The organism is Corynebacterium sp. HMSC08F01 (assembly GCF_001807545.1).
Classification (GTDB): domain Bacteria; phylum Actinomycetota; class Actinomycetes; order Mycobacteriales; family Mycobacteriaceae; genus Corynebacterium; species Corynebacterium coyleae.
Genome location: NZ_KV789299.1, coordinates 64,750 through 88,218 on the forward strand (window position 1 = coordinate 64,750; position 23,469 = coordinate 88,218).

The following is a 23,469-nucleotide window of genomic DNA, read 5'->3' on the forward strand; positions in this document are numbered from 1 at the left end:
GTAATTCTTCTAAGAGAAAGAGACGGTGTGCAGAACTCGCCGGGGCTTCGTCGATAGGCGTCGAGAGGCAAAGAGCGAATGACAAAACTGGCACCCGGAAATGGCGTGTGTCGGGGTGCCCGCCTAGAGTGGTTGCGTAATTACATCCGGCCCCTACCCACGTGCAAGGAGTCTGCGCCGCCATGGTTGACATCAACGGTGACAACAACGTGTCGTTCCGCGTCGAACGGGACGACCTTTCTGACGCCGCGGCGTGGGTTGCACGCAGTTTGCCGACGAAGAACACGCAGCCGGTGCTTCGCGCGGTGGTGATCACTGCGGATGACAATGGTTTGGAATTCGCGGGCTTTGACTACGAGGTGTCCACGCGTGTGCGTATCGGCGCCGAGGTGTCTAACCCGGGTCGCGTCGCTGTTGCAGGCAAGCTTCTGGCGGACATTGTGGCGAACATGCCGAACAAGCCGGTTGAGGTGACCACGGATGGTCAGAAGCTGGTGCTGCAGGGTGCTGCGGCACGCTTTGAGCTGCCGATTATGTCCTTGGATGATTACCCGCAGTTGCCTCACTTGCCGCAGGTCACGGGTAGCATTTCGCCGGCGTCGCTCACGGGTGCTGTCACGCAGGTCGCTGCGGCGGCGGGCCGCGATGACACGCTGCCGATGCTCACGGGTATTCACGTGGAGATCGACGGCGAGAGTGTCACCCTTACCGCCACGGACCGTTTCCGTCTGGCGCAGCGTCACCTGACGTGGGAGCCGGCGAGCGCGAACGTGAAGGCGGATCTGCTGGTTCCGGCGAAGACGCTGTTGGATAACGCTCGTACGCTGGACACGAGTATCGACGAGCCGGTGGAGATCGCTGTCGGTTCCGAGGACAACATTGGCGGCGAGGGCCTGTTTGGCCTGCACACCGGAAACCGCGAAACCACAACTCGCATGTTGGATGCGGAGTTCCCGAATGTGGAGCCGCTGTTGCCGAAGGAGCACACGTCGATCGCGTCGGTTGAGGTTGCGCCGCTGATGGAGTCGATCCGTCGTGTCAGCCTGGTCGCGGACCGCAACGCGCAGCTGCGTCTGCACTTCAAGGAAGGCCAGGTCACGCTGTTTTCCTCCGGCGCGGATTCGGGTGCGGCTGAGGAGACCATCGACGCTGCTTTCACCGGTGCCGACGAACTGCTCATCGCCTTCAACGCCGGCTACCTGCGCGAGGGCCTGTCGGTGATTGGCACGAACCGCGTGGTGTTCGGCTTCACGGAGCCGTCGCGTCCGGCGATCATGATCCCGGAGCCGGAGGAGCTGCCGGAGGCGGACGAGAACGGCACGTTCCCCACCCCGGATACGTACTTCACGTACCTGCTGATGCCGGTTCGCCTGCCGGGCTAGTCGCGGGCGGTCTGTATGCACGTCCGCGAGCTTGATCTGCGTGATTTCCGCTCGTGGCCCGAGTTGAATCTCAAGCTCGAGCCGGGGGTGACGGTGATCGCCGGGCGCAACGGCCATGGCAAGACCAACATTGTGGAGGCTGTGCATTACACGTCCACGTTGTCGAGCCATCGCGTATCGACGGACGCACCCCTCGTAGCCAGCAACAAACCGAACGCGCGCGTCTCGGTCACCACGGTCAACGACAGCCGGGAACTCACAACACACCTGCTGATCAAGCCACATGGGGCGAACCAGGCGCAGATCAACCGCACGAAACTGAAGTCCGCCCGGGAGATCCTGGGCGTGTTGAGCACGGTGATGTTTTCACCGGAGGACCTGCGGCTGATCAATGGTGAGCCGGCGGAGCGGCGTCGCTTCCTGGACGACCTGGCGGCGCTGCGCACGCCGCGTCTTGGCGGGGCCCGCGCGGATTATGAGCGGGTGCTGCGCCAACGAAACGCACTGCTCAAGCACTCAAACATGGCGCTTCGCAGGGGCTATGGTGACGACGACGGCGCCAGCGCCTTGAGCACCCTCGACGTGTGGGACGGCCAGCTTGCACATTTTGGGGCGCAGGTGGTGGCGGGGCGGCATGGGCTCGTCGATACGCTTGGGCCCCTGATCGCGGAGGCGTACCACTCGGTGGCGCCGGAGTCGCGGCCGGCGTCGGTGGAATACCGCTCTACGCTGGACAAAGCTGTCACGGAGCTCGCCGGCGGGCCCTCGCGGGACCCTGCCGTGTTTGAGGCGGCGATGCTCACGGAGTTGGGGCGGCGCCGCAAGGAGGAGATCGACCGGGGCATCACGCTGGTCGGCCCGCACCGCGACGACCTGGCGCTCATGCTCGGCGACAACCCTGCGAAAGGTTACGCCTCGCACGGGGAGACCTGGTCGTATGCGTTGTCACTGCACCTGGCCGAATACCAATTGTTGTCCAGCGACGGCAAGGATCCGGTGCTGATTCTCGACGACGTCTTCGCCGAACTCGACGCCAAACGCCGCGAGCGCCTCGTTCACGTGGCGGAAGAGACCGAGCAGGTCCTGATCACCGCCGCGGTTGGCGACGATCTGCCCGGCAACCTCGACGACGCCGTCACCGCCCGCTACGCCGTGACCATGGAGGATGGGGTGAGTTCGATTGAGCGATCTCATTAAAACCCCCTTCGACAACCTGCGCGCCACCGCCCGCAAACGCGGCGGCCGCCTGCCGGACCTCTCCCGGCAGGGCAGAAGTGTGATTCCAAGGCGCAACAAGCCAACGCTTATCGACGACCACCGCACCATCACGGTGCCGGGGTTGGACTTGCCGGAAGGGGGTCGTCGACAAGCAGATGTTCGGGGGATTCCCACCGGCCTGGACGGACGCGCGCTGCCGAGGAGTTACAAAGTCTCCTCTTTTGCCAACCTGCTGGGCAAAGAAGTGCGCAAACGCGACTGGACCGAAAAGATGGCGCATGGCTGGGTGATGGGGCACTGGGAGGACCTGGTCGGGGAGAAGATCGCACAGCACACGCACGTGGAGATGATCAAGGGCGACGAAGTGCACGTGAGTTGTGATTCCACCGCGTGGGCGACCCAGATGAAGTACATGCAGCGCGAAGTGCTGCGCGCCATCGCCGAGAAAGTCGGGCCGGACGTGGTGACCAAACTGCACATCTACGGACCGAAGACGAAAAGTTGGCGCTACGGGCCGCTGCACGTCAAAGGCCGCGGCCCGCGGGACACCTACGGGTAGGGATTACTGATTTGAATGTCAATACCCTCACGCAGTTAGAGCTTGCGTTGGGGAAAAGTGTCGCTTATTGTTTTCCATGTAAGCCCCGCAGATTGAGCCAGTAACGGCGAAGGTTCTGAGTTTTCAGGACGCTCGGGGCATTTGAAATCTCTGGGGGTGGAAATGAATTTCAGCGATCTGAATATGAATCTCATCGCTTCTTCGCCGAGAATGTCAACGTTTCGGGATTATGTTTTAACGCCAGGAAAGAATGGACAGGAAGCGCCAGTTGATCGCTTACCAAGGGCGGAACAACACCTCGAACTTTCTGAAAGAATTAACCGGGCTGCAAGTCGACTGTATTTCTGGGACTCACAAATCGCGGGGTCTTTTTGGCCCGCAGTGGCGCTGGTGGAGGTTCTCGTCCGCAACGCTATGAACGACGAACTGTGCGACTACTTCGATATAGACCACGAAGACGGTTGGCATACGTTAGTGATGAATGGAGAAGACTCCATATCGTCTTCCGAAGAAGGGAATCAGCTCAAGAGCAAGTACATCCTTCTGACGCGAAAAGACTACCGTGCATTTGAACAGAAACTGAGTGAGATTAAACGGAAGCGTCCCAGTTCTGCTATTTCGGGGGACTATTTTGTAGGAAAAGTTTCTCTAGGAATGTGGCTTAGCTTGTTGAATAACGGAGACTCGGGTCCAGGGCGCGGCTATCTCAACTACGAACAGACGCTATGGGAGCCGTGTTTGGTTGAGGCTTTTCCGAACTATCAAGGCAAGCGTTCCCAGCTGAGGAACGAATTAAACCAGTTTGCCAAGTTACGGAACCGGATCGCTCATCATGAACATCTTCTCGGACGGCACAACTTTAATAGTGATGCGGATAACCTCGTTAGTATCGCGAGCTATATCGACGAGGACGTTGCGGAGGTTATCCGACAAAACAACCGCTTTCGTTCTGTGATCGCCCAGCAACAAGATTTCCTTGACGGATTGACTGTCCTTTAAAACCCGAAAACGTGAAATTGGGGCGTGAAACGCCCGCTCGCGGGTTGGACGAGTGCCCGTTATGTCCCCCTCGGCGTGTAAGATGAAACGAGTTCAACGGGCTTAGGGCCCATATTTCACGCATGGAGGAGCGTCCCGCAGTGGCTGAACAGCAACCCCATTACGACGCGTCGTCGATTACTATTCTCGAGGGCCTTGAGGCGGTGCGTAAGCGCCCAGGTATGTACATCGGTTCCACTGGTGTGCGTGGTCTGCACCACTTGGTGTGGGAGGTCGTGGACAACTCTGTCGACGAGGCGATGGCGGGTTACGCCGACCAGGTCGATGTGACGTTGTTGGCAGATGGCGGCGTTGAGGTCGTCGATAATGGTCGCGGTATTCCGGTGGAGATGCACCCGTCTGGTGCACCGACGGTGCAGGTTGTCATGACGCAGCTGCACGCCGGCGGTAAGTTCGACTCGGATTCCTACGCGGTGTCTGGTGGTTTGCACGGTGTTGGTATTTCCGTGGTGAACGCGCTGTCGACTCGTGTTGAGGCGGACATTAAGCGCGACGGCAAGCACTGGCTGCAGAACTTCAAGATGGCTGTGCCGGACAAGCTGGAGGAGGGCGGCAACGCCCGCGGTACCGGTACGACGATTCGGTTCTGGCCGGACCCGGAGATCTTCGAGACGGTCGAGTTCAATTACGACACCATTGCGCGCCGTCTGCAGGAGATGGCGTTCCTGAACAAGGGTCTGACGATTACGCTGACGGACCAGCGCGTCACCGATGAGGAGCTCGAGCTCGAGGCGATTGCGGAAGAGGGCGACACTGCGGCGCTTATCGGCGGCGACTCGTTCGACGACAACACCGAAACCGTCGACGCGTCCGAGGTGGATAAGGACGGCGACGGCAACCCGGTTGAGGCTGGCGATGAGGTTGCGCCGGACGTCAAGAAGAAGCGCGAGAAGAAGGTTGTCTACCACTACCCAGACGGCCTGATTGACTACGTCAACTACCTGAACAAGTCGAAGACCGCCATCCACCCGACCATCGTCGGTTTCGACCAGAAGGGTGACGGCCTCGAGGCTGAGGTGGCGATGCAGTGGAACAGCTCGTTTAAGGAGTCTGTCCACACCTTTGCCAACACCATCAACACGCATGAGGGCGGTACGCACGAGGAAGGTTTCCGCGCCGCGCTGACCACGTTGATGAACCGCTACGCCCGCGAGCACAAGCTGCTCAAGGACAAGGAGCCGAATCTTACTGGCGACGACTGCCGTGAGGGCCTCGCCGCTGTCGTCTCCGTACGCGTGGCTGACCCGCAGTTCGAGGGCCAGACGAAGACGAAGCTGGGCAACACTGAAGTCAAGGGCTTTGTCCAGCGCGCCATCAACGAGAACCTGTCCGATTGGTTCGACGCGAACCCGGCTGAGGCGAAGGTCATCGTGAACAAGGCGGTGGCGTCCTCGCAGGCTCGTCAGGCGGCGCGTAAGGCGCGTGACCTGGTTCGTCGTAAGTCTGCGACGGACCTGGGTGGCCTGCCGGGCAAGCTGGCGGACTGCCGTTCCAAGGACCCTGCAAAGTCCGAACTGTTCATCGTGGAGGGTGACTCCGCAGGCGGTTCCGCAAAGGGCGGCCGCGACTCCAAGTACCAGGCGATCCTGCCGCTGCGAGGCAAGATCCTGAACGTGGAGAAGGCCCGCATGGACCGCGTGCTCAAGAACGCCGAGGTCCAGGCCATCATCACCGCCCTGGGCACGGGTATCCACGAAGAGTTCGACATTGCGAAACTGCGCTACCACAAGATCGTGCTCATGGCCGATGCTGACGTGGACGGCCAGCACATCGCCACCCTGCTGCTGACCTTGCTATTCCGCTTCATGCCGGAACTGGTGGAGAACGGCCACGTGTACCTGGCTAACCCGCCGTTGTACAAGCTCAAGTGGGGCAAGGGCGAGCCGGGCTACGCCTTCTCCGACCGCGAGCGCGACGAGCTGCTGGCGGAGGGCCTGGAGGCCGGCCGCAAGATCAACACCGATGACGGCATCCAGCGTTACAAGGGTCTGGGCGAGATGAACGCCAAGGAGCTGTGGGAGACCACCCTGGACCCGGAGACCCGCATCCTGCGCCGTGTGGAGCTCGAGGACGCGCAGCGCGCCGACGAGTTGTTCTCCATCCTGATGGGCGACGACGTCGCGGCACGCCGCAGCTTCATCACCCGCCGCGCGAAGGACGTCCGCTTCCTCGACGTCTAGGCTGTAGGCGCGTACAGCAACGCCCCGGCACTTCCCTTGGTGGAAGTGCCGGGGCGTTGGTGGTTGTGAGGTGCTGCGGGTGCTTTGCGCTACGCGTACTTTTCGACGACACGCCCCAGGTCCGGCAACGCCGGACTCACAATCTTCTTCGCCTTGCCGCGCAGCGTGGAGTAGACCTTCTTCAGCGCGCTGGGCATGGACTCGATGGCGGTATCGCCAGCCTTGAGAACGGAATCAATCACGGAGTCCTCGTTCGCGGCGAGGAACCCACCGAAGTCCTGCTGGCCGCTTGCCTTGAAGGCGTTCCAGTGCGGGTTCAGCGACTCGACGAGGTCCGGCAGGAACTTGTTCAGCCCCTTGCTCACGGCGTCTACATCAGCCTTCTTACCTGCAGCGATGGCGGACTTGAGGGCCATGCCGGTCAGGCCGGACTGGTTGGCCACGGTGGTTTCCGTCAGTTGGGTCAGGTCCTCGACGAGCTTGGACCGGGTGGAGGCGTCGAGAAGCTTGGATAGATCACTCATAGTGGGCAGTGTACTTGCCGTACGACAGGATTTTTGTTTGCGGGAAAACAAGCAGCTGTCAGGGAGCAGGGATATAGTCTTCAGTATCTTCGGCACTAATTGACAGGAAACGTTATGCCTGATTTTAAAGACCTCGCTTCTCGGCTTCCTGAGATCGCAGGTATGGTCATCGCGATTCTGACGGTTCTCGGACTCATCGGCGGATTGTCATCGGGGGAGTTGAGTTCAGAAAACCCAGGGCAGCAGAACATTACGCAACCGGACAGGGAGAGGCCCAACCCTGCGCCGCAGCCTCGGCCTTCGCAGCAGCCGCAGAAGCCTGCACCGCGTGTAACCGCTGGTATGCGCAACACCGAGGTGTACCGCCAGTCCCAGGGCTTCGAACGGCTTGTCAATCTGGGCAAGGTGGCGCCGGGCGCCAAATATACGGTGTTTGACCAGGCGGGTCGTCCTAAAGGCGAATGCAGTTTTGGGTGGATGCTGCGCCAGCAGAACACTAACCGTGTGTTCAACCTGACCGCCGGTCACTGCGGTGTGACAGGGGACCGTGCGTTTGTGATGCTTCCCAATAACCAGCTCATGTATGCGGGTCGGTTTATCTCTTCGACCGGCATGCCGAATCGGATTGGGGTCGATGCTGATTTCGCAGTCATTTTCCTTGATAACCCCAACGTGCAGATTGACCCGACCGTTCCAGGTGTTGGCCGTGTGCAGGGTGTTGCTGGTTTGCCGGCAATCGATAGGACTGAGCCGAAGCTTTGCCGTCTAGGTTGGCGCAGCGGCTTGTCGTGTGGCTACTACATCGATACTCCAAGTCCGCTGGTGTTCCGGTTCCGGAACATTTCGGACCACGGCGATTCCGGCGGCCCAGTGTGGGTTGAGGGGCCGAATGGCCGCTACGCCGCAGGTGTCCTGTCCTTCGGACCGAAGGTGAATGCTACCCAAATCGGTGCTGCCGCAATCGGCCCTGTGCTTGAGTACCTGAGTCAGTACAACTTCTATTACTGGGGCTAGAACCGGAGGTAAACGACAAGACCGCGTCCAGGAATGGACGCGGTCTTTTTGGTTGCAGTTCTTCCTCCGCAGCCCCATAAGTCACTGCAACCACAACAGTTCACAACCGTAACATACGCGGTTGCGGGGCGTTACTTAAACGACGGGGGATTTTTCTGGAATTGGTCAATCGCCTGCGTGACCTGGGACGTAATGAACTGTGCCGGGAAGATTCGGTTGCTCTCGGAGGAGCCCACGACGTGGGTGAGGTTGAACTGCTTGGCTACGTCGTCGACAGCTTGGCGCACTGGCGGCACGAAATCGACGATGGCCTGGATGGCAACCAGCGTGGTCACCAACGCGATGGTCAACGAGATCGGAGCCGAGCCGGTGTAGGAGCCCTCAAGCGGGCGCTTTTCTGGCACGTCGAGGTCCTTGTCGTAGTCCGGACGGTAGTTCGGCTTGGAGGAACCACCGGAGCTCGTAGTGGAGAGCTGTGTGACGGCGGGTTCGGCGTGAGCTCGTGCGACCGTGGTGACGACGGCAGCGGCCACGGCAATCGCAGTGGCGGCGGTGGCGATTTTCTTCATGGCAGACATGTTAAGCGCTCGGGATCGTTAGAAGGGCAATGAACCCATCTGTGTCACTGCGAACCCTGCGGCGCCGAGCAGGGCCAGGACGCCGAGCACGATGGCGATGATGCCGCCGGTGCTGGACCCCTCCTTGTCCGTACCGCCAGGAGTCGGTGCAGGCGCAGGAGCGGGTGCCGGATTGGCGGTGGACGGCTTCCCCGGCTTCGGCGCAGGCGCAGGTGCGGGCGAACCAGGACCAGGCGCATCAGAAGGCTGCGTTGCGGTCGTGGTGTTGCTGCGGATGGCGATTGGCAGGCGGGCCGTGTTTTGCGAGCCGTCCTTGTAGGTCACCACCACATTCGCCGCAATTTGCGCAACGTCCGCGTTCTTACCTGCTGTGATGGTGATGGCACCCGTGGAGGTGTCGGCCGTAAACGTGAGGTCACGGACGACCAAGTTAGTGATGCTCACTACGGCGCCGTCCGGCCAGTTGTTTGGCTTCACGGTCACGCTTTCCCCGGGAAGGAGTCTTGCGGTGGGGTAGCGCACGGTGGTCACGGATGCCTGTTCCACCTCGGGTTTGGTGAAGGTGAAGTTGGTCTCAAGGTACGTGCGCGACCCGTCGGGGAAGCGAGCGGTTACCGGCATGGTCACGGTGGTGCCGGCCCTGGTGCGCTGCGGCGGGGTCAGGTTGATTTCGCCGGTGTGGCGGTCGATCTTCACCTGCCAGCCGGCCGGGGGCGTTTGGTTGATCTCAAACGTGGTGCCTTCGGGGAAGTCGCCGACCGGTTTGGCTGTGGCGATTTCCGTGGTGGTGGCGCTCGCGGCGGGGTATTTCACGGTGAAGGTTTCGGAGTTCCACTTGCCGTCCTCGGTGACGGTGAAGGTTGCCCATCCGATGCCGACGAGGTTGTCCGGGGTGGTGACCTCGACTGGGATTTGGAAGGTCCAAGGTGCTGTCAGTGGGCGCTTTGGCTTGACGACGACAACCCCGCTGGCCTCGTCAACATCGACATCAATAAAGCGGAAGATGCTCGGGTTGAGATCGGGTCGTGCCTTGAAGGTGGTGCCTTCGGGCAGGGCGTCCGCCAACGCGGTGGAGGCTTGCTCGCTGCCGCTCATTGTCTTGTCGTGCCACTTCGGGGTGAAGGCGTTGTCGTAGATGTTGTTGAAGAAGTCCTCGATAGACGCACCGCTGCCAAGGGACTCGCTGGACTTCTTGGAGTAGGCGTAGATATCTGCACGCACGTTGCGGAACGAGCCGTCGGGGTACATCACCTTCACGCTGGCTGCGCTCTTGGAGCCTGGCTTGACCGGATCGAGCTGCGTGACAGACAGATCGCCGTTGGCGGCAGCGGTGACCTTGAAATGGTCGGGAGCGGTGACTTCGAATCGGGTGCCTTCGGGGAAGTCACCCTGCAGTTGCGCTACGGAGAGCACCGCATCGGAGCTGTCTTCGACGGTGAACGCTGGGTAGTACGACAGGGGATACTTCTTTGCCATCTCGCCGATGGTGTCGACGACGTGGATCATGATGGGGAAACTGCGTGCGCGCACGCCGTCGCTGCCGGTGATCATGAACTGGGTGCGCTGGTTCGGGATCACGTCTTCGGCGACGTGCATGGTGACCACGCCGGTGCGTGGGTTGGTGCTGAACCGGTAGCCCAGGTAGTCGTCGGAACCCTCGAAGCGCACGTTGCTGGGGATGGAGCCCTGCGGGGCGATCTCCACGGTACCGCCGGGCGTAACCTGCTTGACCGGCCAAGTCAGCCCGGACAGGAAGGCTTGTGAGGTGGCGGCGGTTGCGGGGGAGTGGGGCAGGGCAACACCGCCGCCCAACAACGCGGCGGTGGTGGCGACCGCAATTGCGGTGCGACTGAACTTCATGGCTGCCTCCAATAAGTTATAAGAACTTTTCGACTATACCCCTAGACACCTGTAATGCGAGTTTTCGGATTTATCCCGTTTATCCCGCCCAGCGCCGATACACCTCTGCGGCAACCACGGCGAATCCCTCGTTGCCAGACGACAGCGGTGCGAGCGCAGTAATAGAAGAGGACAAGGCCTCGGCTGCGGCGTCCACCGAGTCGAAGACCGGCACGCCGTGGAACCGGGAGCCTGGCACGGCAGCACATGCTGCCAGGAACCCGAAGGACGTGATGTGGCATCCGTGGAAGTCGCAGTACTCGTCGGCGATGGCCAGCAACTGCTCTGCACTCAAGCCCATCACGAGCGGGCCTGCCGGATGCGTGATTCCATGGCGGTGTAGCCGGGGATGAGGGAGCGTGCGAGGTCGGTGACGGTGGCGTCGTCAAGCAAACGCGTTGCGGAGGAGACCACCGCACGACGCGCGGCTTCCTGCTTGGAGCACCCCCATGCGGATGCGAGTAAAACGAGCGCTTTGTCTTCGTCTGCGGTCAACCGGAGCGTCATAGCCATACCACTTTGATACCACGGCGCTCCATGGTCGTGGCGGAAAAAGCCACAGAAGCCCGCTAGACTCAATCACATGGCTGATGACACCACTGGCGGCTTGGACCGCATTCAACCAATCGACATCAACGAGGAGATGCAGACCAGCTACATCGATTACGCCATGAGCGTGATCGTCGGTCGTGCACTCCCAGATGTGCGCGACGGCATGAAGCCGGTCCACCGCCGCATCATCTACGCAATGTATGACAACGGCTACCGCCCCGAGCGCTCCTACGTGAAGAGTGCAAAGCCGGTGGCAGACACCATGGGTAACTTCCACCCGCACGGTGACAGCGCTATCTACGACACCCTCGTGCGTATGGCGCAGCCGTGGGCGATGCGCTACCCGCTGGTGGATGGCCAGGGTAACTTCGGCTCGCCGGGCAACGACGGCCCAGCTGCTATGCGTTACACGGAGTGCAAGATGACTCCGCTGGCCATGGAGATGGTGCGCGACATCCGCGAAAACGCCGTCGACTTCAACCCGAACTACGACGGCAAGACCCAAGAGCCAGCCGTGCTGCCGTCCCGTGTGCCGAACCTTCTGATGAACGGCTCCAACGGCATCGCCGTGGGTATGGCCACCAACATCCCGCCGCACAACCTCAACGAGCTGGCGGCCGCGATCCAGTGGATCCTGGACAACCACGACGCGGACGAGCAGACCACGCTCGACGCCGTCATGGAGCGCGTGAAGGGCCCGGACTTCCCAACTGCCGGCCTCATCGTGGGCGATCAGGGTATTAAGGACGCCTACACCACCGGCCGCGGCTCCATCCGCATGCGCGGTGTGACGGAAATCGAGGAGATTGGCAACCGCCAGGTCATCACGATCACCGAGCTGCCGTACCAGGTCAACCCGGATAACTTCATCCATAATATTGCGGAGCAGGTCACCAACGGCAAGATGGTGGGCATCTCCAAGATCGAGGACGAGTCCTCCGACCGTGTGGGCATGCGCATCGTGGTCACCCTCAAGCGCGACGCTGTGCCGCGTGTGGTGCTGAACAACCTGTACAAGCACTCCCAGCTGGAGACGAACTTCTCCGCCAACATGCTGTCCATCGTCGACGGTGTGCCGCGCACCCTGCGCCTGGATCAGATGCTGCGTTACTACGTCAAGCACCAGATCGAAGTCATCGTCCGCCGTACCCAGTACCGCCTGGACGAGGCCGAGAAGCGCGCCCACATCCTGCGTGGTTTGGTCAAGGCGCTGGATGCGTTGGATGAGGTCATTGCCCTGATCCGCAACTCGCCGACTGTCGACGACGCCCGCCAGGGCCTGATGAAACTTCTCGATGTCGACGAGATCCAGGCCAACGAAATCCTGGCCATGCAGCTGCGCCGCCTGGCAGCGCTGGAGCGTCAGAAGATTGTCGACGACCTTGCCGCCATCGAGGAACAAATCGCCGACTACAAGGACATCTTGGCCAAGCCGGAGCGTCAGCGTCAGATTGTTGGCGAGGAGCTGGGTGAGATCGTCGACAAGTATGGCGACGAGCGCCGCACCCAGATCGTCGCCGCAACCGGCGATGTGACCGAAGAGGACCTCATCGCCCGCGAGAACGTCGTGGTCACAATCACCTCCACGGGCTACGCCAAGCGCACCAAGGTCGACGCCTACAAGTCCCAGAAGCGCGGCGGCAAGGGCGTACGTGGCGCTGAGCTCAAGCAGGACGACGTGGTGAAGAACTTCTTCATCTGCTCCACCCACGACTGGATCCTGTTCTTCACCAACTTCGGCCGCGTCTACCGCCTCAAGGCCTACGAACTGCCGGAAGCAGGCCGCACGGCCCGCGGCCAGCACGTGGCTAACCTGCTGGAGTTCCAGCCGGAAGAGAAGATCGCCCAGGTCATCCAGATCCAGTCCTACGAGGACGCCCCCTACCTGGTCCTGGCCACCCGCGATGGTCGTGTGAAGAAGTCGCGCCTGACCGACTACGAATCCGCACGTTCCTCCGGCCTGATCGCCCTGAACCTCAACGAAGGCGACGCCCTCATCGGCGCGTCCCTCGTTGGTGAGGACGACGACATCCTGCTCGTCTCCGAACAGGGCCAGGCGATCCGCTTCTCCGCCGACGACGAGCAGCTGCGCCCGATGGGCCGCGCAACCGCCGGCGTGAAGGGCATGCGCTTCCGTGGCGACGACCAACTGCTCGCCATGACCGTCGTCCAAGACGGCCAGTTCCTGCTCGTGGCCACCTCCGGCGGCTACGGCAAGCGCACCGCCATCGAGGAGTACAACACCCAGGGCCGCGGCGGCATGGGTGTGATGACCTTCAAGTACACCCCGAAGCGCGGCAAGCTCATCGGCGCCCTGGCCGTGACCGAGGAGGACCAGATCTTCGCCATCACCTCCGCGGGTGGCGTGATCCGTACTGAGGTCAACCAGATCCGCCCGTCGTCACGCGCAACCATGGGCGTGCGCCTGGTGGACCTCAACGACGGCGTGGACCTGCTCGCCATCGACCGCAACGTCGAAGACGAGGGCGAAGAGGAAGCCACTGCCGTGGCAACCGGCCAGAAGACCCTCGACGATGCGAAGGAGTAGCCCATGGCCGCTCGCAAAGTGACAATCCGGAACGTCAGCGCCGGATCCGTCTTTAAGGTTGCGACGCTGCTTGCCTTGTTCGGGTTCATCGCCTGGATGCTCGCCGCAGTGCTGGTGTACCTCGCGCTGGACCGCGCCGGGGTGGTCGAGTCCATCAACTCGCTCATCGGCGGCGTGGGCGGCGACCAGGTCGTGGACATGAAACTCGCCATGATGGCCGCGGCCCTATTCGGCCTGGCCGGCGTGGTGTTCATGTCCATCATGGCGCCACTGACCGCGATCATGTACAACGCCGTCGCGGACCTCGTCGGTGGTGTGCGCTACACCATGTCTAACAGGGCAAAATAGCGCTTATCGACGACACCAAAACGCGTCCCGGGTCGTACCTCCCGGGGCGCGTTAAGTCTTTTCTGTGCTGGCCTGCGCTGGGTTAGAACCCCAGGCCCGGCATCATGTTCATCACCGCGAAGCCGATGCCGATCAAGGCCAGGATTGCCACGATCGGGGCGACGATCGCCGCGACGTTGACGTCCTTCTCAACAACCGGAGCCGGCTTGTCCTTCTGCTCAGCCTGCTGCTCGTGCTCGGCTGGCTTTTCGGCGGGCTTCTCCGGCTGGTTCTCAGCGGGCTTCTCGGCCTCAGGTGCTGGCTGCTCTGCTGGCTTCTCCTCCTCAGGCTGCTCCTTCGGAGCCGGGTCGTTAACTGCCCCTTCCTGCGACGGAGCCGAGGCAACACCACGGGCACCGATGCGCCAAGCGTTGATGGCCAGTGCTTCCCAGTCCGCCGGAACCTCGCGCACACCGAACGGGGTGTCGAGCAGGTATGGCTTCTCCGAGTAGTTGAAGTAGTCGAACTGGTAGTCGTAGTTCATCACCGACTTGTAGGCCGAGGTATCCAGACGCATGCCCTGGATGTCCTTGACCACCGCGTGCGCACCCTGGTGGCGCAGGCCGAGGGTGTGGCCTAGCTCGTGCAGGATGGTGTTGCGCAGCATCTCTTCCGAGTTCATGAAGCGGTGGTTAGCCACGAAGAACGAGGTGTCGTTGACCAGCGAGGCGCCGGACGACAGGTTGTAGGCGTCGATCTGGTCGCCGATAACACCGATGCGGAAGATGTTCTGGCGCTCACCGAGCATCTCGTCGATGTTGTTCAGCAGCTTCGAACCCTGGCTTTCGTTCTCGAAGTAGTTCTTGACGTACTTCAGGGTCTCACCGCCGCGAGCCTCGTAGCCGGGGATGTTGTTGAAGGTTTCGCCGGCGTCGACGTGGAGGTTGATGCCGTGGTCGTCGAAAAGATCAACCATTTCCTGCAGGGACTCGGCCTTCACGCCGTATTCCTTGGTGTTGGCGTTGGCGCAAGCCTCGGAAGGCTCGACGTCGCAGCCGAGGGTCTTGTACTCGGACTCCATCCAGTTGAGCTGGAGGAACAGGTCCGGGCGGCTCGGGTCCGCACCGTAAGCAGGCAGGTTAAGCACGGTGCCGTCCTCGAGGACAACGCCGTTGCGCTCCCAGATGTCGGGGATGCCGTCGCCGTCGGAGTCGATGAGCTCCGCGGAGATCGCTTGATTATCGACGACAACGTCAGCAGGCTCTGCAGCCTTAGCCGGAACAACTCCACCGAAGGCGACGGTGGCGGCGAGGGCTGCTGCGAGACCGGTACGAAGTGCTGCGCGCATTTTCCTGCTCCTTACTTATCTGCGGTGTTTGCGGTAAACACCGCATTTCCTTTGCTGCCCTCGAGTTTATGCACCAAGTATGCGCTGGTAAACCCGCCGAATTTTCGGCCCTTTCGAGGCCGGATTGTTCAACGTTTATTTTGGATTGTTCAACGTTTTCACCCCGTTTATCGTGCGGATTGTTCATCAATCCGAGCTAATTTTAGGGCTGTCGCGCCGGGTTGTTGAACGATCTTTTGCGCTCCGGTTCGGTTCGTTCAACAATCCGGAGCAGCAGCATACTATGCGTTGATTTGCATACGGATGGGTATACAACTTGGGATCTGGCCCTCACCAGGAGTTTTGCCTGTCACGCTCGTATAAAAACAGGTTTTGGCGCCGTCTTGGGGCGCTGCTGCATGGCGAAAAGGCCAGGTTGGGCGGATTGTTCACCAATTTGCGCAGGCCTCCTACCCCCGAAAAATACCCCCGTTCCGCGAGGGTGTCGTTGAGGTGTCGTTGAGGTGCGGTTGTTGTGCCCTGATCGTCTAGCTCCCGTTCCGACGAACCAGACGATCACGCTGATACTGAAAACCACCGCCAACATCACCTGGGGATATGTGGAGGGTGCAGGCGGGTCGTCTAGTAGCAATGCACAACGAGCTAGACGATAAGCATAAAAACCCGCAACAACCTGGCGATTTGGCGGTTATAGCAGTGCTCTGTAATATTCCTATTCGTTCCCAGGGCCTATAGCTCAGTCGGTTAGAGCGCATCGCTGATAACGATGAGGTCGCAAGTTCGATTCTTGCTAGGCCCACAGCCCGAAAAGGGCACGGGGCATTAGCTCAGTTGGTAGAGCACCTGCTTTGCAAGCAGGATGTCAGGAGTTCGATTCTCCTATGCTCCACAGGAACACAAAGGCCAGGTCCTCCCGGGGACCTGGCCTTTGGCGTTGGTGGTCACCAGGGGCCCAGGCAGCGGTTGCTGCGCGGTAAGCTCCCGGAAAAGTCTGCAAATAGAAAGCGCCTGCGTGAACTCTTACCTTTCCCGTTACGACACGATGGCGGATCGTGCGGCTGCTCAGGTGATTGCGCAGTATTCGACGAGTTTTTCGTTGGCTACGAAGGTGTTGGCGCCGGGGGTGCGCCGCGATATTCGTAATTTCTACGCGGTGGTGCGTATCGCAGATGAGATCGTCGACGGTGCCGCGCAGCAGGCCTACGCAGACCCCGAGACCCTGCTTAACGCCTACGAGGAGCAGGTACTCCAGGCCCCTAACCAGCGCTTTCACACGGATCCGGTGTTGCACGCGTGGGCGAATACGTATCGGCGTTGTCGCCTCAACGCGGAGCACCTCGAGGCGTTTTTCGCGTCGATGCGCGCGGACCTCAACCCGCACGCTTTTTCCCCGGCGGAGTTGGAGACCTATATATATGGGTCGGCCGAGGTGATTGGCTTGATGTGTTTGGACATTTTCTTCCCAGAGCGCCAGACACCCCATCCGGAGAAACTTCAGCGTGGCGCCCGCGCGCTTGGTGCGGCGTTCCAGCGCATCAACTTCCTGCGCGATTTCGGGGAGGATCAGGGCAGTCTCGGGCGGGCGTACTTTGGGCGCATGCTTGACGACGACACCAAGCACGCCATCACCACCACCATCCACACCGAACTTGACCAGGCCTTAGAGACGATCCCGTTGCTGCCTCGCGGGGTGCGTGGGGGAGTGGCGGCCGCGGAGGCGCTGTTTCGTGAACTCACGGAGATCGCGGAGCGCACCCCGGCCGCGCAGTTGACCCAGCAGCGCATCAGTGTGCCGCAGCGCCGCAAGGTTGCGCTGACGGCGAAGGCGATTGCGAGGACAGGGCTATGACAACTGCGGTGGTGATCGGCGCAGGTGCGGCCGGTTTGGCTACCTCGGCGCTGCTGGCGCGGGAGGGTTACGAGGTCACGGTGGTCGAGCGCCTCGGCTCGCATGGCGGCCGCGCCGGCAACGAAACCGTCCAAGGTTTCCGTTTCGACACCGGCCCGAGCTGGTACCTCATGCCGGATGCCTTCGACCACTTCTTCGCACTGTTTGGCAAGCGCACCGAGGACGTGCTGGATCTCAAGCCGCTCACGCCTGCCTACCGTCTCTTCCCCGAGAACCACGACCCGATCGATGTGGAGTCGGGCCGCGACAACGCGATCCGGCTTTTCAACAGCATCGAGCCCGGCGCCGGCGCCCAACTGGCCAGTTACCTCGACCGCGCCGCCGAGACCTACGACTTGGCGCTGCGCTACTTCCTCTACACCACCTTTTCCACGCTGAAGCCCTTTGCCAAGATCCGCGGCCAGTACGGCAAGTTGCTGCGTTACCTGGTCGAGCCGCTGGATCGCTTCGTCGCAGGCCAGTTCAAGGACATGCGCCTGCGCCAGATGCTGACGTACCCTGCGGTGTTTTTGTCGTCGCATCCCGCGCGCACGCCGTCGATGTACCACCTGATGAGCCACACGGACCTCACCCAGGGCGTGCTGTATCCGCAGGGTGGGTTCGCGGCGGTGATGGACGCGCTGTACGAGTTGGCGCTCGAGCAGGGCGTGCAGTTCCGATTCGGCGCGGACGTTGCCTCCATCACGTACGGCGGTGGGCGTGCCACGGGCATTTCGCTTATCGACGACACCCTCATCCCCGCCGACCTCACCATCTCGTGTGCCGACTTGCACCACACCGAAACCCGGCTGCTGCCGCCGAAGCTGCGCACGTATGACGAGTCGTGGTTCTCCCGCCGCGATCCGGGCCTGGGCACCGTGCTGGTCATGCTGGGCGTGAAGGGTGAGATCCCCGAGTTGGCCCACCATAACCTGTTGTTCAGCGAGGACTGGGACGATGACTTTGCCACCGTCTTCGAGGGCAAACCGGCTGCGCGGCCGTTGGGTGCGTCGCGGTCGATCTACGTGTCCAAGCCGAGCGCGACCGACCCCGGCGTGGCGCCCGAAGGCGACGAGAACCTGTTCGTACTCGTGCCCGTCGCCGCCGAGGAGACGATCGGCCACGGCAACATGTACCGCGATGAGGCCTCCCCGCAGGTGGACCTGATTGCCAACGCCGCCATTGCGCAGATTGAGCAGTGGTGTGGGGTTGAGGGCCTGGGCGAGAGGGTCGTCGTTAAGCAGACGCTCGGTCCTGCAGACTTCCGCGACCGCTACCACGCGTGGTCGGGTGGGGCGATCGGGCCGGCGCACACGCTGAAGCAGTCGGCGTTTTTGCGCGGCGCGAATGCTTCGAAGAAGCTGGGAGCGCTGTACTACGCCGGAGCCACGACCGTTCCTGGGGTGGGCGTGCCGATGTGCTTGATTTCCGCTGAAAATGTGCTGAAGCGCCTGCGCGGCGACAAAAGCCCAGGCCCTCTCAGCGCCTGAAATGGGATTTGTTGAACAATTGCTCGGATTGTGGTGAAAATCACCTTGTGGTTTTCTTCCTGAGTACTGTCTAAACGTCCAGTTCAGAGGGTCAGGTTTCTAAGTTTTTGGTGTTGATCTGGCGTTTTGGCTTTCTGTAGGGGGTTTCTGACTATTCTCCAAGCCGATATTGCGCTTAAATATGTAGTTATCAGTTTGGAGATCCGTGTTCAGGTGATCTCAAGGCTGCTTCGAATATCTCCTCCGAGTTGTAAGGAATGAAGCCGTTGAAGAACGCACATCTGAAGAAGCGCGCTATGGCTGCGCTCATTTCGAGCACCCTGATTGCCGGTACCGCAGTGAGTGTTGCGCCTGACGCGTTGGCACTTACCTACACCGGTTCCAGCGCACAGATCGTCGGTGCTTACCAGTCGCTCAGCGAGCAGGAACTGCGCCAGTTCTACTCTGATGGTTACAAAGACCTCCGTAACCAGCCGTTCGACGTCAACACGTTTGTCTTGCCGAACGAGGTTGCGTCGGGTTGGTGCATCGACTGGGGTATCGACAACCCTTGGAACAATGAGATCGGTGGCTACGAGGTCCGTAAGCTCACCGGTGCCTCCGGCCGTTTCGGCGATGGCCTGGGTATTAACGACGACGTACGTCTCGCAGCGATCAACGTCACCAAGTCCTTGATCAAGGACTACGAGCAGTACCAGAAGAACCCGTCTTCGAACCTCGTCTACCAGATTCAGACGAAGAACCGCATCCTCCAGGCACTGCTCTCCAACAATCTCGGCTCGCTGAACGAGATCCGTGGCTACTTCCACCAGAACCGCCTGAACAAGTACCTCTTCTCCTCCCTGACCGGCTTCGACATCATCTGGAAGCGTCAGGACGTTCAGGGCGACGGCACCCCGAACTACGTTCTGGTGAAGAACGCGAACTTCCAGACGGTGAAGGAGAACTACACCGAGGGCGAGTACGTCACCGTTCTGGTTCCGAAGAACTACAACCTCAACCTGAACCCGAAGAAGCACTGGACCTTCCAGCGCATCATCACGATCGTGCAGCCGGGCCTGCCGGGCCCGAAGCCGCCACCGCAGAAGGAAATCATCGAGGAGACGACGACGATCCCGCAGGATCCGTCGACCGTCACCACCACCGAGACGCTTCCGGCGCACAAGACCACCACGACGGTCACGGATACCCCGCGTACGGTAACCGCTACCTACACCCACCCTGAGGTGACGGTGACGGAGCGTAAGGAGCTCCCGACCGCGTACACGACGGTTCGTACGACCCGTCCGCGTCAGACGGTTACCGAAACTGTTAAGGCCACCCCGGTTGTCACGACGACGACCGAGGTCGTTGGCGGCGAGACCGTCACCAAGACGGTTACCGAGACCCCGGCTCCGAAGACTGTCACCTCCACCGTTGAGGGTGAGCCGACCACTGTCACCGAGACGATCAGCGACACCCCGGTCGTCGTGACCAAGCCGGCTACCACGGTTACCGCAACCCACTGGTCCACCCCGACGCGTACCACCGTTGTGGACGTTCCGGGTACGACGGTTACCACCACGAAGACCGAGACTCCGAAGCCGGTCACGACCACCAACACGGTCACCCTCACGGAGAACTACTACACCGAGAAGATTTACGAGTCCGTTAAGGAAATTCACGAGTACTACTACTTCGCTGGCTTTACCAAGAAGGACAAGTCCAAGGAGATCGAGCTGCCGGGTGGCATCAAGGGCTCCTGGACCTTCGAGGTCACCAAGGGCCGCGACATCGTCATCGTGGAGCGCACCGAGGATGGCAAGCTGATCATCACCCCGAAGCCGGGCTTCGAGGGCGAGGGCGACGTCGAGATCCTCATCACCGATGAGCGCGGCAACCAGTACATCTACCGCGTGAAGGTGTCCGACACCATCACGGTGAAGACCCAGACCAACGTCACGGTCAACAACTTCTTCTACACCCTCAACCCGAACGGCGAGAACCGCGTCAAGGTCATCCCGCTGAACCCGGGCGACAAGATTAAGAAGCGCGTCTACATCGATGAAAACGGTGTGGAGCACAAGGTTATGCCGGGCAGCATCGATGTTGTTAAGGACGAGCAGGGCGTGAAGGTTGAGGTCACCGACACCAACCTGCGCGGCCAGGTCGTCGTCACCACGGTCGACGAGAGCGGCAACGAGCGCGAGAACATCGTCACCATCGAGAACACCACCTCGAAGTTTGATGTTGTTCGCGAGATCCTGAGCACCTCCACGGCGATCGTGGAGCGTCGTGGCGGCACCTACAAGATCGTCGAAGGCAACGATTTGGTGGACATCAAGGTGGGTGACAACGATACCTGGGTCATCACGCCGAAGGATAAGGACCGCGAGGGCAAGGTCGTCGTTGTCTTCACCGACAAGAACGGTGTCGAATACAAGTACACGATTGACATCAAGAAGGATGTCAACTCTGGCCCGCGCATCCGTAACTACGAGATTCAGAGCAACGGCTCGGTCAACATCGAGCGAAGCATCGAGTGGGACTACAAGATCATCTCCGGCGATGTCGAGGTCACCGAAGGCCGTGGCAAGCTTGGCGACGACGGCGCCGACCATGACGTCTGGACTGTTAAGCCGCGCGATGGCTTCACGGGTGAGGCGATCATCCACATCGTCGACAAGAAGACCGGCACCCTGATCGGTGTTTGGAAGATCCAGGTCAACCCTGCTCAGGACTCTGATGGCTTCGACTTCAAGGAGCTTGAGCCTCGCAACATCGTCGACCGCGCGGTTGTGGATCTCACCCTGGGCTACAACGAAGTAAATAGCGATGGACGGGTTTCGAACCGCTTCACCTTCGATGTTGACCAGAAGTTCGACTCCTTCGACAAGATGCTCGAGCACTACAAGAAGGAATACGACGGCATCATCGACTTCGAGAAGTCGAAGATTACCGAGGACGGCCACTGGAAGCTTGTGTTCCTGCCGGGCGCAAAGGGCCAGGTCCAGGTTCTCGAGACCGCGCTCAACTTCAAGGACGACGCCAACGGCAAGTACGAGAAGATCACCAAGTTCACCTACAACGTCTCCCCGGCTCCGGTCCGCAACCTCGAATACGATGTCACTTCCGACAACGTGCTCGAGCTGGAAGGCACGAACCTTCGTGTTGTCGAGGACAACAAGGACGAGGCCAAGAAGCTCGTTGTTGACGAGAACTCGCTGCCGACCGGTGATACCAAGTCGGTGAAGATCGAGTTCAACCGCAACGCCGACGGCAAGATCGTTCTGGAGAACCTCACGGACGAGGGCTTCGTCTTCGAGCGCTACACCATCAACGTCACCCCGGGCCGCGACGCTAAGGTCAAGCCGCTCGAGCGTGAGATGGCTTGGAACGCAACCGCACGCATTCCGGGCGCGAAGGATGACGAGCCTGTCATCACCGAGGGCAAGGACCTTGTCAAGATCGAGCGCGATGAGAAGAACGACCAGTTCATCATCACGGGTATGCCAGACAAGACTGGCCTGGCCAAGATCCAGGTGAAGGACGCCCGTGGCGTTTGGGCCGAGTACCACCTGAACATGGTCGCTCCGAAGTCGGGCGAGTCCACCTACACCGTCTCCACGAACTCCGAGTTCCGTGCGACCCTTGTCAACGGCAAGAACAGCTTCCTGCTCGTTGAGGGCGGCGAGTTCTTCCAGGAGCCGAAGACCACCGATGGCGAGTGGATCCTAAAGCCGAAGGCTGACGCCGCAGGCAAGACTGGCGTCGTTGAAGAGCGCGACTCCAACGGTTCTGTGCTGAACCGCTACACGGTGAACGTCGTCCAGGGCCGCGTCTCTACCAACCGTCAGCAGCGTTCGGTGATCCCGGTTACCGGCTACACCGACATCCCGCCGATGAAGAATGGCGGTAAGTTCTTCATCACCTCGGGCAGCGAGTACGTGACCACCAGCACGGTGGACGGCAACTTCCGCGTCACTGCGAAGCCGGATACCGTCGGCCAGGTCATCCGCGTTGAAGAGCGTGACGGCGAAGGCACCGTTCTGCGCACGATCCTGCTGGACATTGTTCCGGTGGACACTGCAGACTCTGGTGTGCTGGTCTCCAACGGCAAGTCCACTGGTACGAACAAGGATCTGCCGGAGATCAAATACACGAACAACCCGACCACCGGCACGATCACCATCACCCTGCCGGATGGCGTGAAGAGCTTCGTTCCGGTTGAGAACGGCGGCAAGGTCAAGAGCGTCAAGGAAAAGGACGGCAAGGTCGTTGTCGAGACCGATCTGGGCGCACCTGGCGACAGCCTGAAGTACGTTCTGGTTGACAAGAACGGCAACCAGTCCTACGTCCGTAACCTGAAGCTCAATGTCAAGGTGACGGGTGAGACGAACAACCAGACCACCAAGGGCTCCTCTGAGCTCGACGGCAAGTGCATCGCCGGCATCGTCGGCATGACCGCGCCGCTGCTGCTGGCTATCCCGCTGGGTATCCTGTCGCAGGTTCAGATTCCGGGCCTAGAGGGCATCTCCGCCCAGGTCAACGCCGCGATCCGTCAAGCGAACGACCAGATCCAGCGCGGTCTGGGCATCCACGACGATGACCGTGCACGTCGCGCGGCTGGCATCCAGGGTGCGTTCGCTATCGAGAACCCGCAGATGATCGGCCTCGCAGCCGGCGCTCTGGGTGCGATCACCCTCGGCCTCCTGGCAGTCGACGGCGTCATGCGCGCATGTGGTGCAGGTGAGTACACCTCCTCCTACATGGTGGGCAAGGCGACCGGCAACGAGACCCTGATGAAGGGCTCCTCCGACAAGATGCCGGAGTCCAAGGACAAGGGCACCGAAGAGAACAAGCCCGCTGAGGACAAGTAAACCCGCAGTGAGCTAACCCGCTAGGCGAAAGCCCGGCGGGTTTT

Annotated in this window: 17 protein-coding genes and 2 tRNA genes; 13 read left to right on the forward strand and 6 right to left on the reverse strand. The window is 60.9% G+C overall.

Features of this window, described 5'->3' with window-relative positions; all coding sequences use genetic code 11:
• Window positions 1–182: 182 nt before the first annotated feature.
• From dnaN to gyrB, 5 genes are all read left to right on the forward strand, one after another.
• Entirely contained in the window at window positions 183–1,382 is a 1,200-nt protein-coding gene (dnaN, locus tag HMPREF3171_RS04770) for a DNA polymerase III subunit beta (protein WP_070483322.1), read from the forward strand.
• A gap of 15 nt (window positions 1,383–1,397) precedes the next feature.
• Complete coding sequence (gene recF, locus HMPREF3171_RS04775; RefSeq protein WP_070483324.1) at window positions 1,398–2,579, forward strand: DNA replication/repair protein RecF; 1,182 nt, start codon at window positions 1,398–1,400, stop codon at window positions 2,577–2,579.
• The gene (locus HMPREF3171_RS04780) at window positions 2,563–3,159 is read left to right on the forward strand and encodes a DciA family protein (RefSeq protein WP_070483325.1); all 597 of its coding nucleotides are present in this window, start codon (window positions 2,563–2,565) and stop codon (window positions 3,157–3,159) included. Before recF ends, HMPREF3171_RS04780 begins: the two co-directional genes overlap by 17 nt.
• 162 nt (window positions 3,160–3,321) lie before the next feature.
• Window positions 3,322–4,158 (forward strand): Abi family protein, encoded by an 837-nt coding sequence (locus HMPREF3171_RS04785; protein ID WP_141739320.1) that lies wholly within the window; start codon window positions 3,322–3,324, stop codon window positions 4,156–4,158.
• A gap of 122 nt (window positions 4,159–4,280) precedes the next feature.
• On the forward strand, window positions 4,281–6,398 hold the full coding sequence (gyrB, locus tag HMPREF3171_RS04790) for a DNA topoisomerase (ATP-hydrolyzing) subunit B (protein WP_141743351.1): 2,118 nt from the start codon (window positions 4,281–4,283) through the stop codon (window positions 6,396–6,398).
• A gap of 89 nt (window positions 6,399–6,487) precedes the next feature.
• On the opposite strand, the gene HMPREF3171_RS04795 is transcribed toward gyrB, so the two are convergent.
• Window positions 6,488–6,922, reverse strand: a complete 435-nt coding sequence (locus tag HMPREF3171_RS04795; RefSeq protein WP_070483327.1) for a DUF6918 family protein — start codon at window positions 6,920–6,922, stop codon at window positions 6,488–6,490.
• A 114-nt stretch (window positions 6,923–7,036) separates the two neighbouring features.
• Between HMPREF3171_RS04795 and HMPREF3171_RS04800 the strand changes: the two genes are divergently transcribed.
• On the forward strand, window positions 7,037–7,936 hold the full coding sequence (locus tag HMPREF3171_RS04800; protein ID WP_141743352.1) for a chymotrypsin family serine protease: 900 nt from the start codon (window positions 7,037–7,039) through the stop codon (window positions 7,934–7,936).
• 131 nt (window positions 7,937–8,067) lie between these two features.
• On the opposite strand, the gene HMPREF3171_RS04805 is transcribed toward HMPREF3171_RS04800, so the two are convergent.
• The 4 genes from HMPREF3171_RS04805 to HMPREF3171_RS04820 form a co-directional block, all read right to left on the reverse strand.
• Window positions 8,068–8,505: a hypothetical protein gene (locus HMPREF3171_RS04805; protein ID WP_141743353.1), complete on the reverse strand. Its 438-nt coding sequence runs from the start codon at window positions 8,503–8,505 to the stop codon at window positions 8,068–8,070.
• Between the two features lie 27 nt (window positions 8,506–8,532).
• Window positions 8,533–10,374 (reverse strand): Rib/alpha-like domain-containing protein, encoded by a 1,842-nt coding sequence (locus tag HMPREF3171_RS04810; protein ID WP_070483331.1) that lies wholly within the window; start codon window positions 10,372–10,374, stop codon window positions 8,533–8,535.
• Window positions 10,375–10,453: 79 nt separating this feature from the next.
• Window positions 10,454–10,714, reverse strand: a complete 261-nt coding sequence (locus tag HMPREF3171_RS04815) for a TetR family transcriptional regulator (RefSeq protein ID WP_209273004.1) — start codon at window positions 10,712–10,714, stop codon at window positions 10,454–10,456.
• On the reverse strand, window positions 10,714–10,926 hold the full coding sequence (locus HMPREF3171_RS04820) for a CopG family transcriptional regulator (protein WP_070421923.1): 213 nt from the start codon (window positions 10,924–10,926) through the stop codon (window positions 10,714–10,716). The genes HMPREF3171_RS04815 and HMPREF3171_RS04820 overlap by 1 nt, the downstream gene beginning before the upstream one ends.
• A 70-nt stretch (window positions 10,927–10,996) precedes the next feature.
• On the opposite strand from HMPREF3171_RS04820, the gene gyrA reads away from it, so the two are divergent.
• A complete protein-coding gene (gyrA, locus tag HMPREF3171_RS04825) occupies window positions 10,997–13,513 on the forward strand; it encodes a DNA gyrase subunit A (protein ID WP_070483333.1) in 2,517 nt (838 codons plus the stop codon).
• 3 nt (window positions 13,514–13,516) lie between these two features.
• Window positions 13,517–13,861: a DUF3566 domain-containing protein gene (locus HMPREF3171_RS04830; RefSeq protein ID WP_070421925.1), complete on the forward strand. Its 345-nt coding sequence runs from the start codon at window positions 13,517–13,519 to the stop codon at window positions 13,859–13,861.
• An 82-nt stretch (window positions 13,862–13,943) separates the two neighbouring features.
• On the opposite strand, the gene HMPREF3171_RS12190 is transcribed toward HMPREF3171_RS04830, so the two are convergent.
• Window positions 13,944–15,188 (reverse strand): hypothetical protein, encoded by a 1,245-nt coding sequence (locus tag HMPREF3171_RS12190; RefSeq protein ID WP_070483336.1) that lies wholly within the window; start codon window positions 15,186–15,188, stop codon window positions 13,944–13,946.
• A gap of 725 nt (window positions 15,189–15,913) precedes the next feature.
• Here HMPREF3171_RS12190 and HMPREF3171_RS04840 point away from each other — a divergent pair.
• The 5 genes from HMPREF3171_RS04840 (at window position 15,914) to HMPREF3171_RS04860 (ending at window position 23,425) form a co-directional block, all read left to right on the forward strand.
• Window positions 15,914–15,987, forward strand: a tRNA-Ile gene (locus tag HMPREF3171_RS04840).
• 17 nt (window positions 15,988–16,004) lie between these two features.
• Window positions 16,005–16,077, forward strand: a tRNA-Ala gene (locus HMPREF3171_RS04845).
• Between the two features lie 153 nt (window positions 16,078–16,230).
• Window positions 16,231–17,037, forward strand: a complete 807-nt coding sequence (locus HMPREF3171_RS04850; protein ID WP_070483387.1) for a phytoene/squalene synthase family protein — start codon at window positions 16,231–16,233, stop codon at window positions 17,035–17,037.
• A complete protein-coding gene (gene crtI, locus HMPREF3171_RS04855) occupies window positions 17,034–18,566 on the forward strand; it encodes a phytoene desaturase family protein (protein ID WP_070483338.1) in 1,533 nt (510 codons plus the stop codon). Before HMPREF3171_RS04850 ends, crtI begins: the two co-directional genes overlap by 4 nt.
• Window positions 18,567–18,832: 266 nt before the next feature.
• Window positions 18,833–23,425: a hypothetical protein gene (locus tag HMPREF3171_RS04860; protein WP_070483340.1), complete on the forward strand. Its 4,593-nt coding sequence runs from the start codon at window positions 18,833–18,835 to the stop codon at window positions 23,423–23,425.
• Window positions 23,426–23,469 lie beyond the last annotated feature (44 nt).